The organism is Campylobacter rectus (assembly GCF_004803795.1).
In the GTDB taxonomy this organism is placed as follows: domain Bacteria; phylum Campylobacterota; class Campylobacteria; order Campylobacterales; family Campylobacteraceae; genus Campylobacter_A; species Campylobacter_A rectus.
In genome coordinates this window covers 1,561,640-1,577,411 of the sequence record NZ_CP012543.1, presented here as the reverse complement: position 1 = coordinate 1,577,411, position 15,772 = coordinate 1,561,640, and the positions used below count along the sequence as shown (strand labels likewise).

11 protein-coding genes are annotated in these 15,772 nt (G+C 47.7%); 8 read left to right on the top strand and 3 right to left on the bottom strand.

The annotated features are described in order from the left end of the window. The first annotated feature begins 42 nt into the window (after nucleotides 1-42). The 5 genes from CRECT_RS07460 (at nucleotide 43) to CRECT_RS07440 (ending at nucleotide 7,497) form a co-directional block, all read left to right on the top strand. Nucleotides 43-510, top strand: a complete 468-nt coding sequence (locus CRECT_RS07460) for a low molecular weight protein-tyrosine-phosphatase (RefSeq protein WP_004319034.1) — start codon at nucleotides 43-45, stop codon at nucleotides 508-510. Between the two features lie 101 nt (nucleotides 511-611). Beyond that, nucleotides 612-1,484, top strand: a complete 873-nt coding sequence (locus tag CRECT_RS07455; RefSeq protein ID WP_004319042.1) for a carbon-nitrogen hydrolase — start codon at nucleotides 612-614, stop codon at nucleotides 1,482-1,484. Between the two features lie 416 nt (nucleotides 1,485-1,900). After that, a complete protein-coding gene (locus CRECT_RS07450; protein ID WP_004319039.1) occupies nucleotides 1,901-2,095 on the top strand; it encodes a hypothetical protein in 195 nt (64 codons plus the stop codon). Between the two features lie 1,803 nt (nucleotides 2,096-3,898). Further along, nucleotides 3,899-4,837 carry a TAXI family TRAP transporter solute-binding subunit gene (locus CRECT_RS07445; RefSeq protein WP_002945646.1) on the top strand — a complete coding sequence of 313 codons (939 nt, stop codon included), beginning with the start codon at nucleotides 3,899-3,901 and terminating at the stop codon, nucleotides 4,835-4,837. 572 nt (nucleotides 4,838-5,409) lie between these two features. Then, nucleotides 5,410-7,497, top strand: coding sequence for a TRAP transporter permease (locus CRECT_RS07440; protein WP_002945619.1), 2,088 nt, complete (start codon nucleotides 5,410-5,412; stop codon nucleotides 7,495-7,497). A gap of 806 nt (nucleotides 7,498-8,303) precedes the next feature. On the opposite strand, the gene CRECT_RS07435 is transcribed toward CRECT_RS07440, so the two are convergent. Genes CRECT_RS07435 through CRECT_RS07425 form a run of 3 tightly spaced genes read right to left on the bottom strand, consistent with a single transcriptional unit; the run spans nucleotide 8,304 to nucleotide 10,949 of the window. After that, nucleotides 8,304-8,786 (bottom strand): tetratricopeptide repeat protein, encoded by a 483-nt coding sequence (locus tag CRECT_RS07435; protein WP_002945660.1) that lies wholly within the window; start codon nucleotides 8,784-8,786, stop codon nucleotides 8,304-8,306. Nucleotides 8,787-8,832: 46 nt separating this feature from the next. After that, nucleotides 8,833-9,654, bottom strand: a complete 822-nt coding sequence (locus tag CRECT_RS07430) for a M48 family metallopeptidase (RefSeq protein ID WP_002945647.1) — start codon at nucleotides 9,652-9,654, stop codon at nucleotides 8,833-8,835. Continuing rightward, on the bottom strand, nucleotides 9,630-10,949 hold the full coding sequence (locus tag CRECT_RS07425; RefSeq protein ID WP_002945651.1) for an MATE family efflux transporter: 1,320 nt from the start codon (nucleotides 10,947-10,949) through the stop codon (nucleotides 9,630-9,632). The genes CRECT_RS07430 and CRECT_RS07425 overlap by 25 nt, the downstream gene beginning before the upstream one ends. Before the next feature lie 726 nt (nucleotides 10,950-11,675). Between CRECT_RS07425 and CRECT_RS07420 the strand changes: the two genes are divergently transcribed. The 3 genes from CRECT_RS07420 to CRECT_RS07410 are packed head-to-tail and all read left to right on the top strand — an operon-like array spanning nucleotide 11,676 to nucleotide 15,382. Beyond that, entirely contained in the window at nucleotides 11,676-12,989 is a 1,314-nt protein-coding gene (locus tag CRECT_RS07420; protein WP_002945639.1) for a sodium-dependent transporter, read from the top strand. Between the two features lie 9 nt (nucleotides 12,990-12,998). Further along, nucleotides 12,999-14,939: a ribosomal protection-like ABC-F family protein gene (gene abc-f, locus CRECT_RS07415; protein WP_002945626.1), complete on the top strand. Its 1,941-nt coding sequence runs from the start codon at nucleotides 12,999-13,001 to the stop codon at nucleotides 14,937-14,939. Continuing rightward, nucleotides 14,936-15,382 carry a hypothetical protein gene (locus CRECT_RS07410; RefSeq protein ID WP_002945644.1) on the top strand — a complete coding sequence of 149 codons (447 nt, stop codon included), beginning with the start codon at nucleotides 14,936-14,938 and terminating at the stop codon, nucleotides 15,380-15,382. Before abc-f ends, CRECT_RS07410 begins: the two co-directional genes overlap by 4 nt. The last annotated feature ends 390 nt before the right edge of the window (nucleotides 15,383-15,772 follow it).

Below are 15,772 nucleotides of genomic sequence, written 5' to 3'. Positions count from 1 at the left end.
CCTAGCATAAACCTTGTTTTAACTAAAATTTGAAGGAAAAATATGAAAATTTTATTCGTTTGCCACGGAAATATCTGCCGCTCGACTATGGCGCAGTCGGTTATGCAAAATTTGAGCGAAAAGGCAGGTCTGGCCGGGCGCCTTAGCATCGATTCACGCGCCACGCACGAGGACGAGATAGGCGAGCCGCCGTATTACGAAACGGTGCGGGTTTTGAAGCAAAACGGCGTGCCTGTGACGCCTCATAAAGCGACCTTGATAACGCAAAAAGATTTTGATAACAGCGACCTTATCTTGATAATGGACGATGAAAATTTAAGGACTCTAAAGCGTAAATTCGGCGCTGAGGCTAAATTTGACGAAAAAGTAAAATTCCTGCTCGAATTTAGCGACTCGCCAAGAGGCAAGATAATCGCCGATCCATACTACACCCGCGATTTTGAGCGGTGCTACGAAGATGTTTCTAGCTCTTGCGCGGGGTTGCTTGAAAGGCTGAAGCAAATTTTATGAGCCGGCTGGAGCGGCAAAATTTAGCTTGCCGGCCGGCCGTTCAAGCCCTAATTTATCCCCGCTTTGATATAATTTTGAAATTTTAAATCATAAGGAAAAATATGAAAGTAGCGCTAATCCAACAAAAATTTCACGGCACCAAAGACGCGACCGTGCAAAGGACGCTCGAGCTTGTGCGCGAAGCTAGCGGCGGTGGAGCCGAGCTCGTGGTGCTTCAGGAGCTGCACCAGACGCAGTATTTTTGCCAGAGCGAGGAGACGAGGTTTTTTGATCTTGCCGAGGGCTGGGAAAACGACGTCAAATTTTGGGGCGAGGTAGCGCGGCAAAACGGCGTCGTGCTAGTCGCTTCGCTCTTTGAAAAGCGCGCGGACGGGCTGTATCACAACACCGCGTTCGTCTTCGAAAAAGACGGCAGCGTCGCGGGCAAATACCGCAAAATGCACATCCCCGACGACCCGGGCTTTTACGAGAAATTTTACTTCACTCCCGGCGACATCGGCTTTGAGCCCATAGATACGAGCGTAGGCAGGCTCGGACTTTTGGTGTGCTGGGATCAGTGGTATCCCGAGGCTGCGCGCCTCATGGCTCTGCGCGGCGCGAAGCTACTCATCTATCCGACCGCGATCGGCTGGTTCGAGAGCGACGAGGAGGAGGAAAAATCGCGTCAGCTAGAAGCCTGGGTCGCCGTGCAGCGCGGGCATGCGGTCGCAAACGGCCTGCCCGTGATCGCCGTAAATCGCGTGGGCTTTGAAAAGGACGAGAGCGGCGTGATGGACGGGATCAAATTTTGGGGCAACAGCTTTGTTTTCGGCGCGCAGGGCGAGGAGCTTTTCCGCGCCGATAGCCAGAGCGAGCTGTGCCGCATCGTCGAGATCGATATGACCAGGAGCGAGGAAGTACGCAGGATTTGGCCGTTTTTGAGAGACCGAAGGATAGATGCGTATGCAAATTTAACAAAAAGATTTATTGATTAAGGCTTGTCTTTTTGGTTTATACTTCGTTGGATCTAAATTTTACTCGGTTACTACCGACTAGGTAGCTCCCGTCGTAAATTTTAGATCCGCCTCGTCTAAAAACGCAAAAATACTTCGCCTTATTTTTTACGGCTCGTCTCGAGAGCGCTTTTTCAGTTGCGCTTCGCTCACTGCTTTGCAAGAAGCGGAGTTTGATAAAATTCAGCTCGACAGACTACATGTCTATTTTATCTGCACAACCCCAAAAATCATCTCACGATACTTTGCCTTGACTTTTTACGTTCAAATTTGAAGTAAAATTTAGATCCGCCTCGTCTAAAACCGCAAAAATACTTCGCCTTTATTTTATCTTGGCGGCTCGTCTCGCGAGTGCTTTTTCAGTTGTGCTTCGCTCACTGCTTTGCAAGAAGCGGAGTTTGATAAAATTTAGCTCGGCAGACTATCTTTGCTTCGCTTTGCTCGCAACTGCAAGCAGAGGTCTAGCCTACGCTAAATTTTATCTGCACAACCCCAAAAATCATCTCACGATACTTTGCCTTGACTTTTTGTACTCAAATTTGAAGTCAAATTTACAAATTTTACTCGCCGAGACCCGCACCCTGAAAACGTAAATTTAAAATTTGCGGCGCGACAGCAACCGCTCACGTGCAGTGGGGTTGGAGAGGGTCTGCTTTGCAGTCGCGAGTGCATAGCACGACGCAAAGGAAAAGGACGCTCTACTTTAGCTTCACTACGTTCGCTACCATCGCCCTACGGGTTTGAGACCGCTTCGCTCGTAGCTGTAAACAGAGCGTAAGTAGTTCTGCTCTGCTTCGCATTCTACTCGCAGCTTTTAGGGAAGCAGTTACGAGCCGCAGGCGAAGTAAAGCCCTTCCTCTCCCAAAGAAAAGAGAAAAGCGGACACAGAAGGGAGCTCTCCTTTGCTTAGCTTCGCCGCGTTGGCTATCGTCGCTTCGCTCTGCCAAAGCAGCTTGCAGGCAAAAAGAGACCGGCTTTGCTCGCAACCGCTTCCTAAAAAGATACGAACGCGTATTGCGCGAGGTAAAGCGGAAGTAAAATTTTGATTCGATGACTATGTGCTCTGTCTTTGCCGAAATTTTACCGCCCCCCCCTCAAAAAAATCATCTCGCGATACTTCGCCTTATCGTTTTACGCTCAAATTTAAAGTCAAATTTGGCTAAATTTGCAAATTTGAGTCGTCAAGACCCGCACCTTGAAAATGTAAATTCGTTACACTCAAATTTAACTAAAAACCTGCGACGCTTTGCGTCAGCAAAGCTATGTCGCCACCCTTAACTTTAGCTTCACTGCGTTCGCTACTGCAAGCAGAGCGTTGCGAGCGCAAAGCGCGAAGCAAAAACAAAAATACTTCGCCTTTATTTTATCTTGGCGGCTCGTCTCGCGAGCGTTTTTATAGAAACCTCGCCTGCGGCGTCGCTACGCTGGTTTTGAATGAGTTTTAAATTTTCGCCCTGCGGCAGACTATCTTTGCTTCGCTTTGCTCGCAACTGCAAGCAGAGGTCTAGCCTACGCTAAATTTTATCTGCACAACCCCAAAAAATCATCTCACGATACTTTGCCTTGACTTTTTGTACTCAAATTTGAAGTCAAATTTACAAATTTTACTCGCCGAGACCCGCACCCTGAAAACGTAAATTTAAAATTTGTGGCGCGACAGCGCTAAATTTAACCTGCGCGTAGTGCAGCAACCTCTAACGTGCAGTGGGGTTGGAGAGGGCTTCTGTGTCGCTGTTGCGCTAGCAGAGCTGCAAGCAGACGGGAGAGGGTCTGCCTTTAGCAGCTCTCAAAGAGAGTGCGTTTTAATAGTAGCAAACGAAGTGCAGCTAAGCACAAGGCGAGTGCATAGCACGATGCAAAGGAAAAGGGCGCTCTACTTTAGCTTCACTACGTTCGCTACCGTCGCTTCGCTTGAGACCGCTTTGCTCGTTACGAGACGGCAACAAGTTGCCCCTACGAAGAAAAGCGTCGTAAGGGGAGGGGATTAAAAAAAAAAGGGGGGGGGGAGCTCTTTTGCTTCGGCTTTGCCTCGCAACTGCTAGCAGAGCGCAATTTAAGCCCCCACCCCCTTTACAACAAAGTAAAAAACAACCTCAAACGGTTGTTTTTTACGCAAAGAAACTTAGCTTGCAACACCAAATTTAACCAAATCAAAATTTAGCGCCGTAAAGATGCGGGTCTCGGTGGGTAAAATTTAAAAATCGAGCCGCATAAAAAATATAATTTTCGCTTCGCTTATAAAAAATATATAAATTTTACCTTAAGAAATATTTTTCTAAGGCTAAAGTGTGTAAAATAGTCGCAAATTTTGAAAAAGCTCGCAAAAAGAGTGAAATTTATACGCAAAATGCGGATTTTGAGGGTAAAATCAGAAAAATTCTTTGAAAGGAAAATAAATGAAAACTACATCTTTGGCATTAGCCGGCTTGCTTTTCGCGTCTGCGCTGGGCGCAAAGGAGTTCGTCTCTATCGGTACGGGAGCGATGACGGGCACGTATTATCCGGTCGGCGGGGCGATATGTCGCCTCGTAAATAAAGACCCGCAGATGAAATGCTCGGTGCAATCAACCGGCGGCTCGGTCTATAACGTAAATAATGTGCTAAAAAAAGAGCTAAATTTCGGTTTCGTCCAAAGCGACGTGGTTTATGATAAATTTAACGGCGTGGGCAAATTTGAAGGCAACGGCGATCAAAACCTACGCGCCGTCGTCTCGATCTACCCTGAGCTTCTCGCTTTTGTCGTCTCAAAATCAAGCGGCATCGGCTCGATAAACGGTCTCGAGGGCAAAGCGATCAACGTCGGCAACCCGGGCAGCGGCAACGAAATGACCGCGCTTAACGTGTTTAAAGCTTACGGTTTTGACGAGAAAAAGCTAAAACATCACGGCGTGCTCACTGCCGGCGAATGCCCGCACGCGCTAAAAGATAAGAAAATCGACGGCTACTTCTATATGGTCGGCCACCCGACGGCTAACATCACCGACGCGGCAAACTCGCTACCTATCGACATCGTAAATATCGAGGGCGAGCAGGTGGATAAGATGCTGGCCGCGATGCCGTATTTTGCCAAAGGCACGATACCAAAAGGCACCTATGAGGGCGTCGATCACGACGTAAACAGCATCGGCGTGAAAGCCGTCCTGGTCACCGATAAGAGTATGAGCGACACTGCGGTGGCTGCGGTCGTAAAGGCCATTTTGGATAACTTCGACGAGTATAAGAGCCTGCATCCCGCACTCGCAGCGGTCACCAAAGAGAGCCTGATAGAGGGGCTTTCCGCGCCTTTGCACCCTGCTGCCGAGGCTGAGTTTAAAAAAGCCGGCATAATAAAATAAGCTAGCTAAGCCATGCGGGTTAAATTTGACCTGCGCGGCTTGTTTTTCGGTTAAATTTGCGCGTCAAATTTTGGTTTCGGACGTTTAAATTTGATGCGGTAAATTTAATGGCGTTTTGTTTTAAGCATTTAAAATTTGACGCTTTGTTGGCTTGTTTTCGGGCTACGAGTTTGCTTTAGCCGCATCAAACGTCAAATTTTAGATTTGGCTCATGCGCGCGTTTGCGGTTTATTTTGTTTGCATTCGTGCGAGTAAAATCGAAGCGATTTTGCTTGCCGTTTGCAAAACCCGCATCTTTACGGCGCTAAGTTAAATTTGCAGTCGTTTCGGACGGAATCAAAATCAGGCAAAATACCGTCGCCGATAAAATTACGACATAATCAAAACGGGCTAAAATTTATAAATTTAGCTTGCAAATTTGCGTCGCCGCTAGCTTAAAATTTAGCTTCAAATTTGATCTAAAAAGCAAGGCGAATTTGACGCAAAAAGGTAAAAATTTAAGCCGAATTTATATAATCGAAATCGCAAAAATTGTAGAAAGAAAAATTTAAGAGGTCAAGAAAAGAGCAAATATGGATAAAAATTTAAACGATACGCAAATAAATACCGAACTGCCGCAGGAAAAGGAGGAGTTCGTCGAGGTAAAGACGCGCGAGATAAACTCGAGCTTTTACCTTTATCTCACGAGCATCATCTGCTTTTCTTGGTCGGTTTTTCAGCTTTATATCGCGTATTTTCCGATGAACACGACGATGTCGCGCTCGGCGCACCTTGCTTTTGCTATCTGTTTGCTATTTTTGCTCTATCCGCTTAAAATTCACAAAAAAGCCCACTCCAGCCTGCCGTTTTACGACATCGCGCTTTGCGTTTTGGGTACGCTAGCCGCACTCTACCCGCTCATAGAGTTTTACGCTCTAGCGCAGCGTCCCGGAGACTACACGAGCTTTGATATAGCCGTAGCCTGCGTCGCCGTGGTCGTGCTGTTTGAGGCTGGTCGCAGGATCATCGGTCCGGCACTTCCTATCATCGCAGCTATATTTTTGGCGTATGATTATTTCGGTCAATACATGCCCGATATCATCGCGCACCAGGGCGCTAGCCTAAACAAGCTCGCAGGCCACATGTATCTTACGACCGAGGGCGTTTTTGGCGTGCCGCTGGGCGTTAGCGTGAGTTTTATCTATCTTTTCGTCTTGTTCGGTTCGCTTTTGGAGCGCGCGGGAGCGGGGCAGTATTTTATAAATTTAGCCTTTGCTTTGCTCGGTAAATTTCGCGGCGGACCGGCGAAGGCCTCCGTTATCGCCAGCGGACTTACGGGTATGGTGAGCGGTAGCTCCACGGCAAACGTCGTAACGGTGGGCACCTTTACTATCCCGCTGATGAAAAAGGCCGGCCTAACCGGCACCAAAGCCGGCGCGATCGAGGTGGCCGCGGGCGTAAACGGTCAGCTGATGCCGCCTATTATGGGCGCGGCGGCCTTTATCATCGCCGAGTTTTTGGGGCTTAGCTACACAAACGTTATGATCGCGGCCGTGATTCCCGCATTCGTGTGCTATTTGTCGCTGTTTTTCATCGTGCACCTTGAGAGCTGTAAGCTCGGGTTAAAAGGTATGGAGCAAAGCCCGGGCGTATCTAAATTTAAGATTTTCGCGAGCGGTCTGCACTATCTTATCCCGATTTTTATATTGCTTTATACTTTGCTAATCGCTAAGGAGTCTGCGATTTCCGCGGCTTTTAACGCCATTTGCGCGTTATTTTTGATCATCCTTTTTCAAGAGCCGGTTAGAAAGATAGCTCACGGCGAAGACATCGGCAAAGAGGATGTTTTGGTAGGCTTTGCGGATATATTTTGGGCGATGGTAACGGCGGCAAAAAGTATGACCACGATCGCGATAGCTACGGGTTTAGCCGGTATCATCGTGGGCTCGATCTCGCTAACGGGCGTCGGTCAAGTGCTGTCTGAAGTCGTGGAAAATTTAGCCGGCAACAACATCGTGCTCATCCTCTTTCTCACGGCGATAATGTCGCTGATACTAGGTATGGGCTTGCCCACGACGGCAAACTACATCGTCGTTAGCTCGCTGGTTGCGCCTGTGATTTTGTTTTTGGCGCACAAAAACGGCTTTCTCATTCCCGCTATCGCGGTGCATCTTTTTGTCTTTTACTTCGGTATCCTGGCCGATGACACGCCTCCTGTCGGCATCGCGGCGTATGCGGCGGCGGGTATAGCCAAAGCAAATCCCGTAATCGTGGGCGTGCAAGGCTTTTTTTATGACCTGCGCACGACGATCTTGCCGTTTTCGTTCGTGTTTAACAACAAGCTGCTTTTAGTACAAAGCGTAGATCAGGCAAATCCGAGCGACCCCAAGGGTATCGTGTGGATCACGAGTCCGCTCGAGATAGCGCTCATTTTCGGTACGGCGCTAGTGGGTATGTTTGCCTTTTCTTCGGCGCTTCAGGGCTATTTTGTTAAACGCATAAATCCGCTCGAGCGAGCTTTACTTTTGTGCGTGGTGCCGCTAACTTTGGTGCCCAATATCTGCGCCAAATATATCCCTTTTATCGCGAACGAATACGTCTCTTACGTATTTGGCGTTGGGCTTTATGCGGCGATATTTGCGTTTGGTTGGGTGCAAAATAAGACCCAAAAGCTAGCGTAGACGCTAAATTTATGCGTTTTTGATTTGCGCTGCGTTTTGTAAAAATTCGCTTCAAAACATAGGCGCTTCCGAGGGCTTTGCATATAAATTTAGCGCAGCGTTTTGCTGGTTTCGGTTTTGGTTAAATTTGGCGTCATTAGCGTCAAATTTAACGCTTTAGACTTTAATCGCATCGTTTTTTATATTACGAGCTTTTTGCTTTTTATGCGTTCTATGGGTATTTTACGCGCTTACTGCGACTATGATTTTTACTCAAATTTTTCCAAACGAACGTATGAGTCGGCTCAAAAATTTGTTTTTATATATCGATTTTAGCGTTATATGTCTTTGCGGCGTCGGGAAAATTAAATTTTAGTTTTCCTGATAATCCTTAAGTCCCGTTTTCGGTGGTTTTTTGTCGTTTTTGACGTTTTTGCAAAAAAGACTTTTGGCAAAAAGTCAAATCCTCAAAGCCGGTTTTTTACGGACTAGCTTGCCTGCCTCGCGTTTTTAAATGCGCTAAAATTTGAGATTTTATAGCCGGCTAGATGAGATTTAGGCTTTATTTTTACTCCTTTTTTGGATGCTAAATTTAGCCTTTGCTATTTGCGGTTTATAGGCGCTATTATTAAGGCGCCTAAAGTAATCTCTCAATCCTCGTAACGATAATCGCAGGCGCGTTTTTATCGGCTGAAAGTTTTGAAATTTATTATTTTATCTGATAGAATTTTTGATAGTTTAAATTTGTTTAAATCTTTAAAAGCCGTAGCGGTTCGTAAAAAATCGGGGTTAAATTTAACCGCTAAATTTAACCCGCGAAAGAAATTCTAAAGCTTATTCGATCTTTTTAGATCGCTTGCAAATTGGCATCCGAGCTCGTCGCCTATCTTGCATGCTTTTTCAAAAAGCGCATACGCTTCTTTAAATTTTTTCTTCTCCAGCAGATACGATCCCGCCGTAGCACAGGAAAAGCCGTCGCCAAGCTCGCAGCCTTTATTTAGCAGCGCGTGCGCCTTCTCTTTGTCGGTCGCCATGTATATGCCGCCGGCACCCGAGCAGGCTTCTTTTGCATCTAGCTCGCAGCCTTTTTCGTATAGCTCAAGCGCTTTTTTACCGTCCGGCACAATGTCCTTGCCCAGCTGATAAAGCGCGCCCAGTTTTGCGCAGGCTAGGCCGTTGTTTGCATCGCAGGCGGCCGCAAATTTCTCGCGAGCTACGACGAAATCCGATCTATCGTAGGCGGCTTGTCCATCCTCAAAATCGCCGCCCAAAGCAAAAACCGCGGCAATTAGCAATAGAATTTTTTTCATTATCTCCCTTTAAAGTTAAAAATATTTTATTTTAGCATATTTAAAATTATTTTTTGTTTAGCCGCTTTTCGCGCGCTTTGAAATCGGGCATCAGCTTCGCGATGAAGTCGTAGAAGCTTTTTTGATGGTGCGGGTAGATTAGGTGAGCGAGCTCGTGCAGCACGACGTATTCGACTAGATCGGGGGCCTTTTCGATCAAATTTAGGCTTAGGTTTATATAGCCTTTACGCGAGTTGCAGCTACCCCAACGCGTGGTCATTTTGCGCACGACGACGCGGTTTATTTTACGGTTTACGGTAGGAGCAAATTTGGCTATAAAATGCCCGTAAATACGCCTCGCAAAGGCTTTTTTGCAGTTTTCTAGCGCCCCTAAACCGGGCGCGTAAATTTCGCCGTCAAATTTACGTCCGTCCGAGCTATCAAATTTAGCATTATCAAGGCGCGGGTCAAATTTGCTATCGTCAAATTTACCGTCAAATTTAGCGCCGTAAAGGTACGGGTCTGGCCCGTCCGAGCTCAAATTTAAGCCGCTAAAAATCTCCGAATCGCCTGCAAAGCGTCTTAAATTTACACCCTTTAAATTTGGCTCAAATTTGATGCGGTAAACCTCGCCCAGCAGCCTAAACTCGTCCTCTCGCGGCAAATTTGCTAGCGTTTTTTCGCGAGCCGATTTTAGCCAGTCGTAGTGTTTTTGCACGAACTCTAGCGCATATTTTTGCGCAGCGTAAAAGGGTAGAGAGACCGAGATCTCGCCTGATTTAGCGACCTTTAGGCGGGTTGTTTTCACACCTTTTTTAAAATTTAGCGCGACGTCAAATTCGCCGCATTTTACGCAAACGGTTTTTACACGAGGCGTTTTTCTTGCCATTTTCTACTTCTCCAGCGCCAGGTGTTTACGAGTCCGCGTAGCCACTCGTCGGCGGTAAATCCGATCCAAACGCCGATGATCCCCATGCCCTGCACGATACCTAGATAGTATCCCAGCGGCAAGCTCACGCCCCACATAAACACCGCACCCGTCATCAGCGGAAATTTAGCATCCCCGCTCGCGCGCAGGGCGTTTACGATGACGATGTTAAACGTTCGTCCCGTCTCAAGCGCGATAGAAAGGGTAAAAAGCGGCAGCATGACGGCCTTTAGCTCCTCGGTCAAATTTAACCGCTCCATAATCTCAAATTTACCGAAATACGCCGCCAAAACGACTGCTAGAGTCGCGATAAAGCCGATACGAAGCGCGCGGAAAGTGCGCGAGTAGGCCTCGTCAAATCTCATCGCGCCGACTAGGTGGCCGACGATGACTTCGTTTGCTACGCTGATGCTGGCTCCGCAAAGAAGGATGAGAAGCGTGATCTGAAAGTAAATGGTCTGCACGTTTAGGCTAGCCTCACCCATGCTCGCTACGAAACCGAAAGCCACCATATACTGCGCCATCCAGAGCAAATTTTCGCCGGCACTTGGAAGCCCCACGGATAAAATTTTACGCAAGATTGCAAACGGCAGGCTAAATAGACGCTTAAAGAAAATTTTAACTTTCGCGTAGCGAGTCAGGATCAAAAATAGCACGATAACGCCCACCAGTCGCCCCACGACGGTCGAAACCGCGACGCCGTAGAGGCCGTAGTTCGGTAGTCCCAGCCAGCCAAAAAGCGCGATAGCGTTGCCGCAAAGGGTGATGACGTTCATAAGTAAGGAGACCAGCATGACGGCGGTGGCGAAGTTATAAACGCGAAGCACGGCAGCTAGAACCATGCCGATACCGTCAAAGGCTAGTGCGATACCGAGCATATGCAGGTAGCCAAAACTCTGGGCGCGAAGCTGCTCGGGGACGTTTAAAAGCTCTAAAATCTCAAATCCGAAAAAGTAAATAAAAACTGCGCTGCCAAGGCCGATGATCGTGTTAAACGTGATGCTGGCGTGCACGACGCGTTTGGCTAGGTTGTGATTTCGCGCGCCTAGAGCCTGCGCGACCACGACCGAGCAGCCCACGCTAAGGAAGCTAAAAATAGTCATAAAAAGATCCATGATTTGATTGCCCGCGCCCATGGCGCCGACTAGATGGACGCTGACCTTGGTCACCATATATGTGTTTATGATGAGCGTCACGAAGTGCAAAAACATATCTAAAAATATCGGAATAGTGAGCTTTTTGAGCGATAAATTCATAAATTCTCTTTTGTAACGTGGATTTTTAGATAACGCGCGATTATACCCAAATATAAATTTAAAGCGTTTTAAGTATGCAAAAGGGCGGGATTTAGGCGGCTAGCGCGAATTTGACCGCTGCAAATTCATAGGCTACAAGCAAGTTGCTATGACTTTATTTTCCCGCTGTCGCCCGTTTTTTCGCCATAAATTTTTACCGTTAGCGAGCCGACTACCGCATTTTGTTTGAAATTTATGCGGTGCGCAAATTCGCTTCATCGGCAGGGCTTGGTTTGCGAGTTTGACGGCGGTTTATCGTTTTTGGGCTCGGGCTTGTTTTATAAATTTTTGCAAGCAGAACCGCTAACGGCTCGCCTTTTGCCGATTGATCCGATTTCTCGCAAGATATGAGGCCGCCGCCGTTTTGCCGATTGATTTGCGTCTTGTTTTTCTTAAAATTTGAGCTGTATTAAGCCGTCTTTTATCTTAAAATTTACCGCTCGCAAATAAGTCGCGCTCCGCCTCCGGTCCGCCACAAATTTTACGGTTTGCAAACAGACCGCCGCCGTTTGCTTTCCAGCTAAATTTATCTGTCGTAGTTGTCGTTTCTTATGGTAACATTTCTCGCCGTCTCGTTTCGTTTTGTCTTGTTTTTGCCGTTTTTAAGCCCGGATCGCGTGCCGATATAATCTTTTTATTAGCTTAATCAAGTATAATTGAAAAAAATTTAATCTAAACGGATATCAAATGCACAAAACAAATTTCACGTCACGCTGGGCGTTTATCATCGCTTGCGTGGGTTCGGCTATCGGTATGGCCAACGTCTGGGGATTTCCTTATAAGGTCGGTACGAACGGCGGCGGCGCGTTTTTGCTCGTTTATCTGTTTTTTATCGCGATATTTTCCTACGTCGGGCTCTCGGCGGAGTATGCTATCGGCAGACGCGCCAAAACCGGTACGCTAGGCTCATACGAATACGCGTGGAAGAGCCGAAACTGGGGCACTTTCGGTAAAATTTTAGGCTGGATACCGCTAGCGGGCTCGATGTGTATCGCTATCGGTTACGCGGTCATCATCGCATATGTTTTAAAGGCGCTATTTCAGGCGATCACGGGCTCGCTGATGACCGTGGATACGAACACTTGGTTTGAGTCCTTTGCGCTTTCGTCCTATTCTGTCGTGCCGTTTCACTTTATCGTCGTTGCCGGTACGCTATTTACGCTATTTTTCGGCGCGCACAGCATCGAAAAGACAAACAAAATCATGATGCCGCTATTTTTCGTGCTATTTTTTATCCTCGCTATCAGAGTGGCGTTTTTAGACGGGGCGTTTGGCGGGTATAAATTCGTCTTTCACAGCGACTGGGGCAAGCTCGCCGACCCGATGGTGTGGGTAGCGGCGATGGGGCAGGCGTTTTTCTCGCTATCTATCACGGGCTCTGGTATGATCGTCTACGGAGCGTATCTATCAAAGGACGAGGACGTCGTCGATAGCGCGCAAAAGACGGCGATCTTTGACACGATCGCTGCGTTGACGGCGGCGCTCGTTATGATACCGGCGGTTTTTGCCTACGGCATGGATCCCGCGGCGGGACCGGGGTTACTTTTCGTAACGTTGCCTAAAATTTTACAAGATATGGTCGGCGGGCAAATTTTCGCGATTATTTTATTTACGGCTGTGATTTTCGGTGGCATAAGCTCGCTGCAAAATATGTTCGAAGCCGTCGCCGAGTCGATAATGCACAAATTCCCTAAACTAAAGCGCGGCGTCGTGCTGACCATGCTTTGCGTGATATGCTTTGGCATCGGCGTAAATATGGAAGCCATAACCAGTTGGGGGCCGTGGATGGACTTTGTCTCGATTTACATCATCCCTATCGGCGCGGTGATCGGTGCGGTGTCGTGGTTTTGGGTCATAAAAAAAGAAGAGATCATGGACGAGATCAACACGGGCGCGGCAAAAAAGCAAGGCGCGTTTTGGTACTTTACGGGCAGATATATCTACGTGCCGATGGCGCTTACGCTTTGTATCATCGCGCTTAGTATGCATATCTCGTTTTAAGGCGCGCGCGTGGCTCTAATCGACCTTATCGACGTTAGTAAAAAATTCGGTCCGAATGAAATTTTAAACAAAATAAGCCTCAGCATAAACGAGCGCGAGCGTATCGCTATCATCGGCAAAAACGGTAGCGGCAAAAGCACGCTGATGAAGCTGGTCGCGGGCGCGCTAGAGCCTGATAGCGGCAGGCGTATCGTGCAAGGCGGCGTAAAAGCCCAAATGCTCGCGCAAAATCCTAAATTTGACGATGCGGCTACCGTAAAAGATGCGCTAAATTTGGAGCTAAAAGAGATTTTCGACGCTAGGGGCGAGTATGCCGAGGTACTAGAAGCGCTCGGACGCGATCCGCATAACAAAGAGCTAAACGCGAGGCAAGACGAGCTAATCAAATTTATCGAGGCGAAGGACGGCTGGCAGATCGAGCGCAAGATCGAGTGCGTGCTGGAGGAGTTTAAGCTAAAAGAGTACGAAAACCGCGCTGTTTCTAGCCTTAGCGGAGGCGAGATACGCCGCGTGGCTCTGGGCGCACTGATACTTAAAAAGCCCGATATTTTGCTGCTTGACGAGCCTACCAATCACCTTGACGTTTATATGGTGAGATTTTTAGAAGATATGTTAAAAAGCTCGCGCCAGACGATAGTTTTTATCTCGCACGATCGCTATTTCATCGACGCGCTAGCGACTAGAAGCGTCGAGATCGAGGATGGCGCGCTGGCGTCGTTTGACGGCGGTTACGCGAACTATCTAGCTAAAAAAGAGGAAATCCTAGCCAGCCTGGCCAAATCTCACGAAACGCTGCTAAAACAGCTAAAAGCCGAGGAGGAGTGGCTGCGCCGCGGCGTCAAAGCGCGTCTAAAACGCAACGAAGGGCGCAAAGAGCGAGTGCTAGCCATGCGTGAAGAGGCTAAGAAAAATCCGGGCGTGATACGCCGCGTTAGGCTCGAGCTTGAGCGCGCGAGCAAAAACTTCAACCAAACGCAAAGCGTAAACCGCAAAAAAATGCTATTTGAGATCAAGCAACTAAGCAAAACCATCGGCGGCAAGCAGCTTTTTAGCGATTTTAACGCGCGCGTTTTGCAAGGCGAGCGTATCGCGATAGTCGGACGAAACGGCAGCGGCAAAAGCACTCTTATTAAAATTTTACTCGGGTTTGAAAAGCCTAGTAGCGGCGAAGTTAGGCGTGGCGAGGTGCGAGTGGGGTACTTTGATCAGTCGCGAAGCGCGCTGGATGACGATAAGAGCCTCATCGAGACTTTTTGCCCAAACGGCGGCGACCGCGTCATGGTGCGCGGGCGAAATATGCACGTCTACGGCTACCTTAAAAATTTCCTATTTCCTAAAGAATTCCTCGATAAACCCATCGGCGTGCTAAGCGGCGGCGAGAAAAACCGCGTGGCGCTCGCGCTACTTTTTAGCAAGGAGTACGACGTACTCGTGCTTGACGAGCCGACAAACGACCTAGATATCGCTACTATCAACATCCTTGAGGACTATCTGCAAAGCTTTGAGGGCGCCATAATCATCGTGAGCCACGACAGATACTTCGTCGATAAGATCGCGCACAAACTCTGGGCATTTGAGGGGACGGCGATCGAGGTGCTACATCAAGAATACAGCGTCTATCTCGAGCTAGAAGACGAATTAGCCGAGCTTGGTAAATTTGAGGCGAGCCTAGCTAGCGAAGTCGAGCAAGCGCAAAAACAAAAGAGCAAAACAAGCGCGAAGCTAAGCTACAAGCAAACGCAAATTTTATCCTCGCACCCCGAGAAAATCGCCGCGCTAGAAGCTAAGATAAAAGAGCTAAACGCGGGCCTTAGCGATCCTAAAATCTATCAGCAAATCGGCCTAACCGCGCTTTATAACGACCTAGAAGCGGCAAAAAGCGAGCTGGAGACGCTCGAAAACGAATACTTTGAAGTTTTAGAAATCGCCGAAAATTTGGAGCAAATTTGAAAAAATTTACCAAAATCGGCAGGGTTAGCGGGCTACATATGAGGACGATCAAGCAAAACGAGGCCGTCGCCGTGAGCTTTGAGGTAGGCGGACAGAGATTTAGCGCGACGTTTTCGCCGCAAAAATTTGATCTAGAAACGGGCGATCTAGTCAAGATAGAGTATGAAAAAGAGGGTTTTTTAAACAAAATTTTCACCTTTGAGACGCTCGCGAAACACAGCGAAAACGCAAGCAAAAGCGCGAAATTTCTAAACATTTTTGCCTTTGTTTGCTATGTTTGTATTAGTTTGCTGCTATTTAGCGGGATAGCGACCTTTCTTTTTACGAGCGGCGACAAATTCGACTTCGGCGACTTTACGACGCTTGCTATACTTTGTACGACCTGTTATCTCGCGGTGAGAGCAGCCGCGTCGAAATTTAAAATTTTGAGACAATTTGCGTAAATTTTGAGCTCAAATTTGCCTTTAAGCGTTAAAATTTAGGCTCAAAATTTAGGGTAAATTTGAAAAAATCGATCAAAAGCGGCAGGATAAAGTTTTAAATCGCAAGCCCTGGAGCCGAGCGAGGTTGCCATTGTAGGTTTTGGAGCGGGCGAAGCGAGCTTTGAAGGGGCATTTAGATAGTCAAATATGCTTCAAAACGGAGTTTTGATTTGCGTAGAGCGCGTAGTTGATAGCGTCTCGGATAAAACATCCGTCTTGAAAATATCGCTGGGGCAGAGGGCGTATGCCGCATTTTTGCGTTTTAGCTTATATTAAGCGCATTTTTCGTGCCCGGCGATAAGGAGATTTGGCGGCAAGATCGATTTTGGCGATTTTGACCGGTTTTTTGGT

Coding starts and splice junctions, on each gene's coding strand:
- CRECT_RS07435 (WP_002945660.1), bottom strand. CDS start 8,786: ATGAAAAAAATTCTATTGCTAATTGCCGCGGTTTTTGCTTTGGGCGGC.
- CRECT_RS07425 (WP_002945651.1), bottom strand. CDS start 10,949: ATGAATTTATCGCTCAAAAAGCTCACTATTCCGATATTTTTAGATATG.
- CRECT_RS07460 (WP_004319034.1), top strand. CDS start 43: ATGAAAATTTTATTCGTTTGCCACGGAAATATCTGCCGCTCGACTATG.
- CRECT_RS07445 (WP_002945646.1), top strand. CDS start 3,899: ATGAAAACTACATCTTTGGCATTAGCCGGCTTGCTTTTCGCGTCTGCG.
- CRECT_RS07430 (WP_002945647.1), bottom strand. CDS start 9,654: ATGGCAAGAAAAACGCCTCGTGTAAAAACCGTTTGCGTAAAATGCGGC.
- CRECT_RS07455 (WP_004319042.1), top strand. CDS start 612: ATGAAAGTAGCGCTAATCCAACAAAAATTTCACGGCACCAAAGACGCG.
- CRECT_RS07420 (WP_002945639.1), top strand. CDS start 11,676: ATGCACAAAACAAATTTCACGTCACGCTGGGCGTTTATCATCGCTTGC.
- CRECT_RS07440 (WP_002945619.1), top strand. CDS start 5,410: ATGGATAAAAATTTAAACGATACGCAAATAAATACCGAACTGCCGCAG.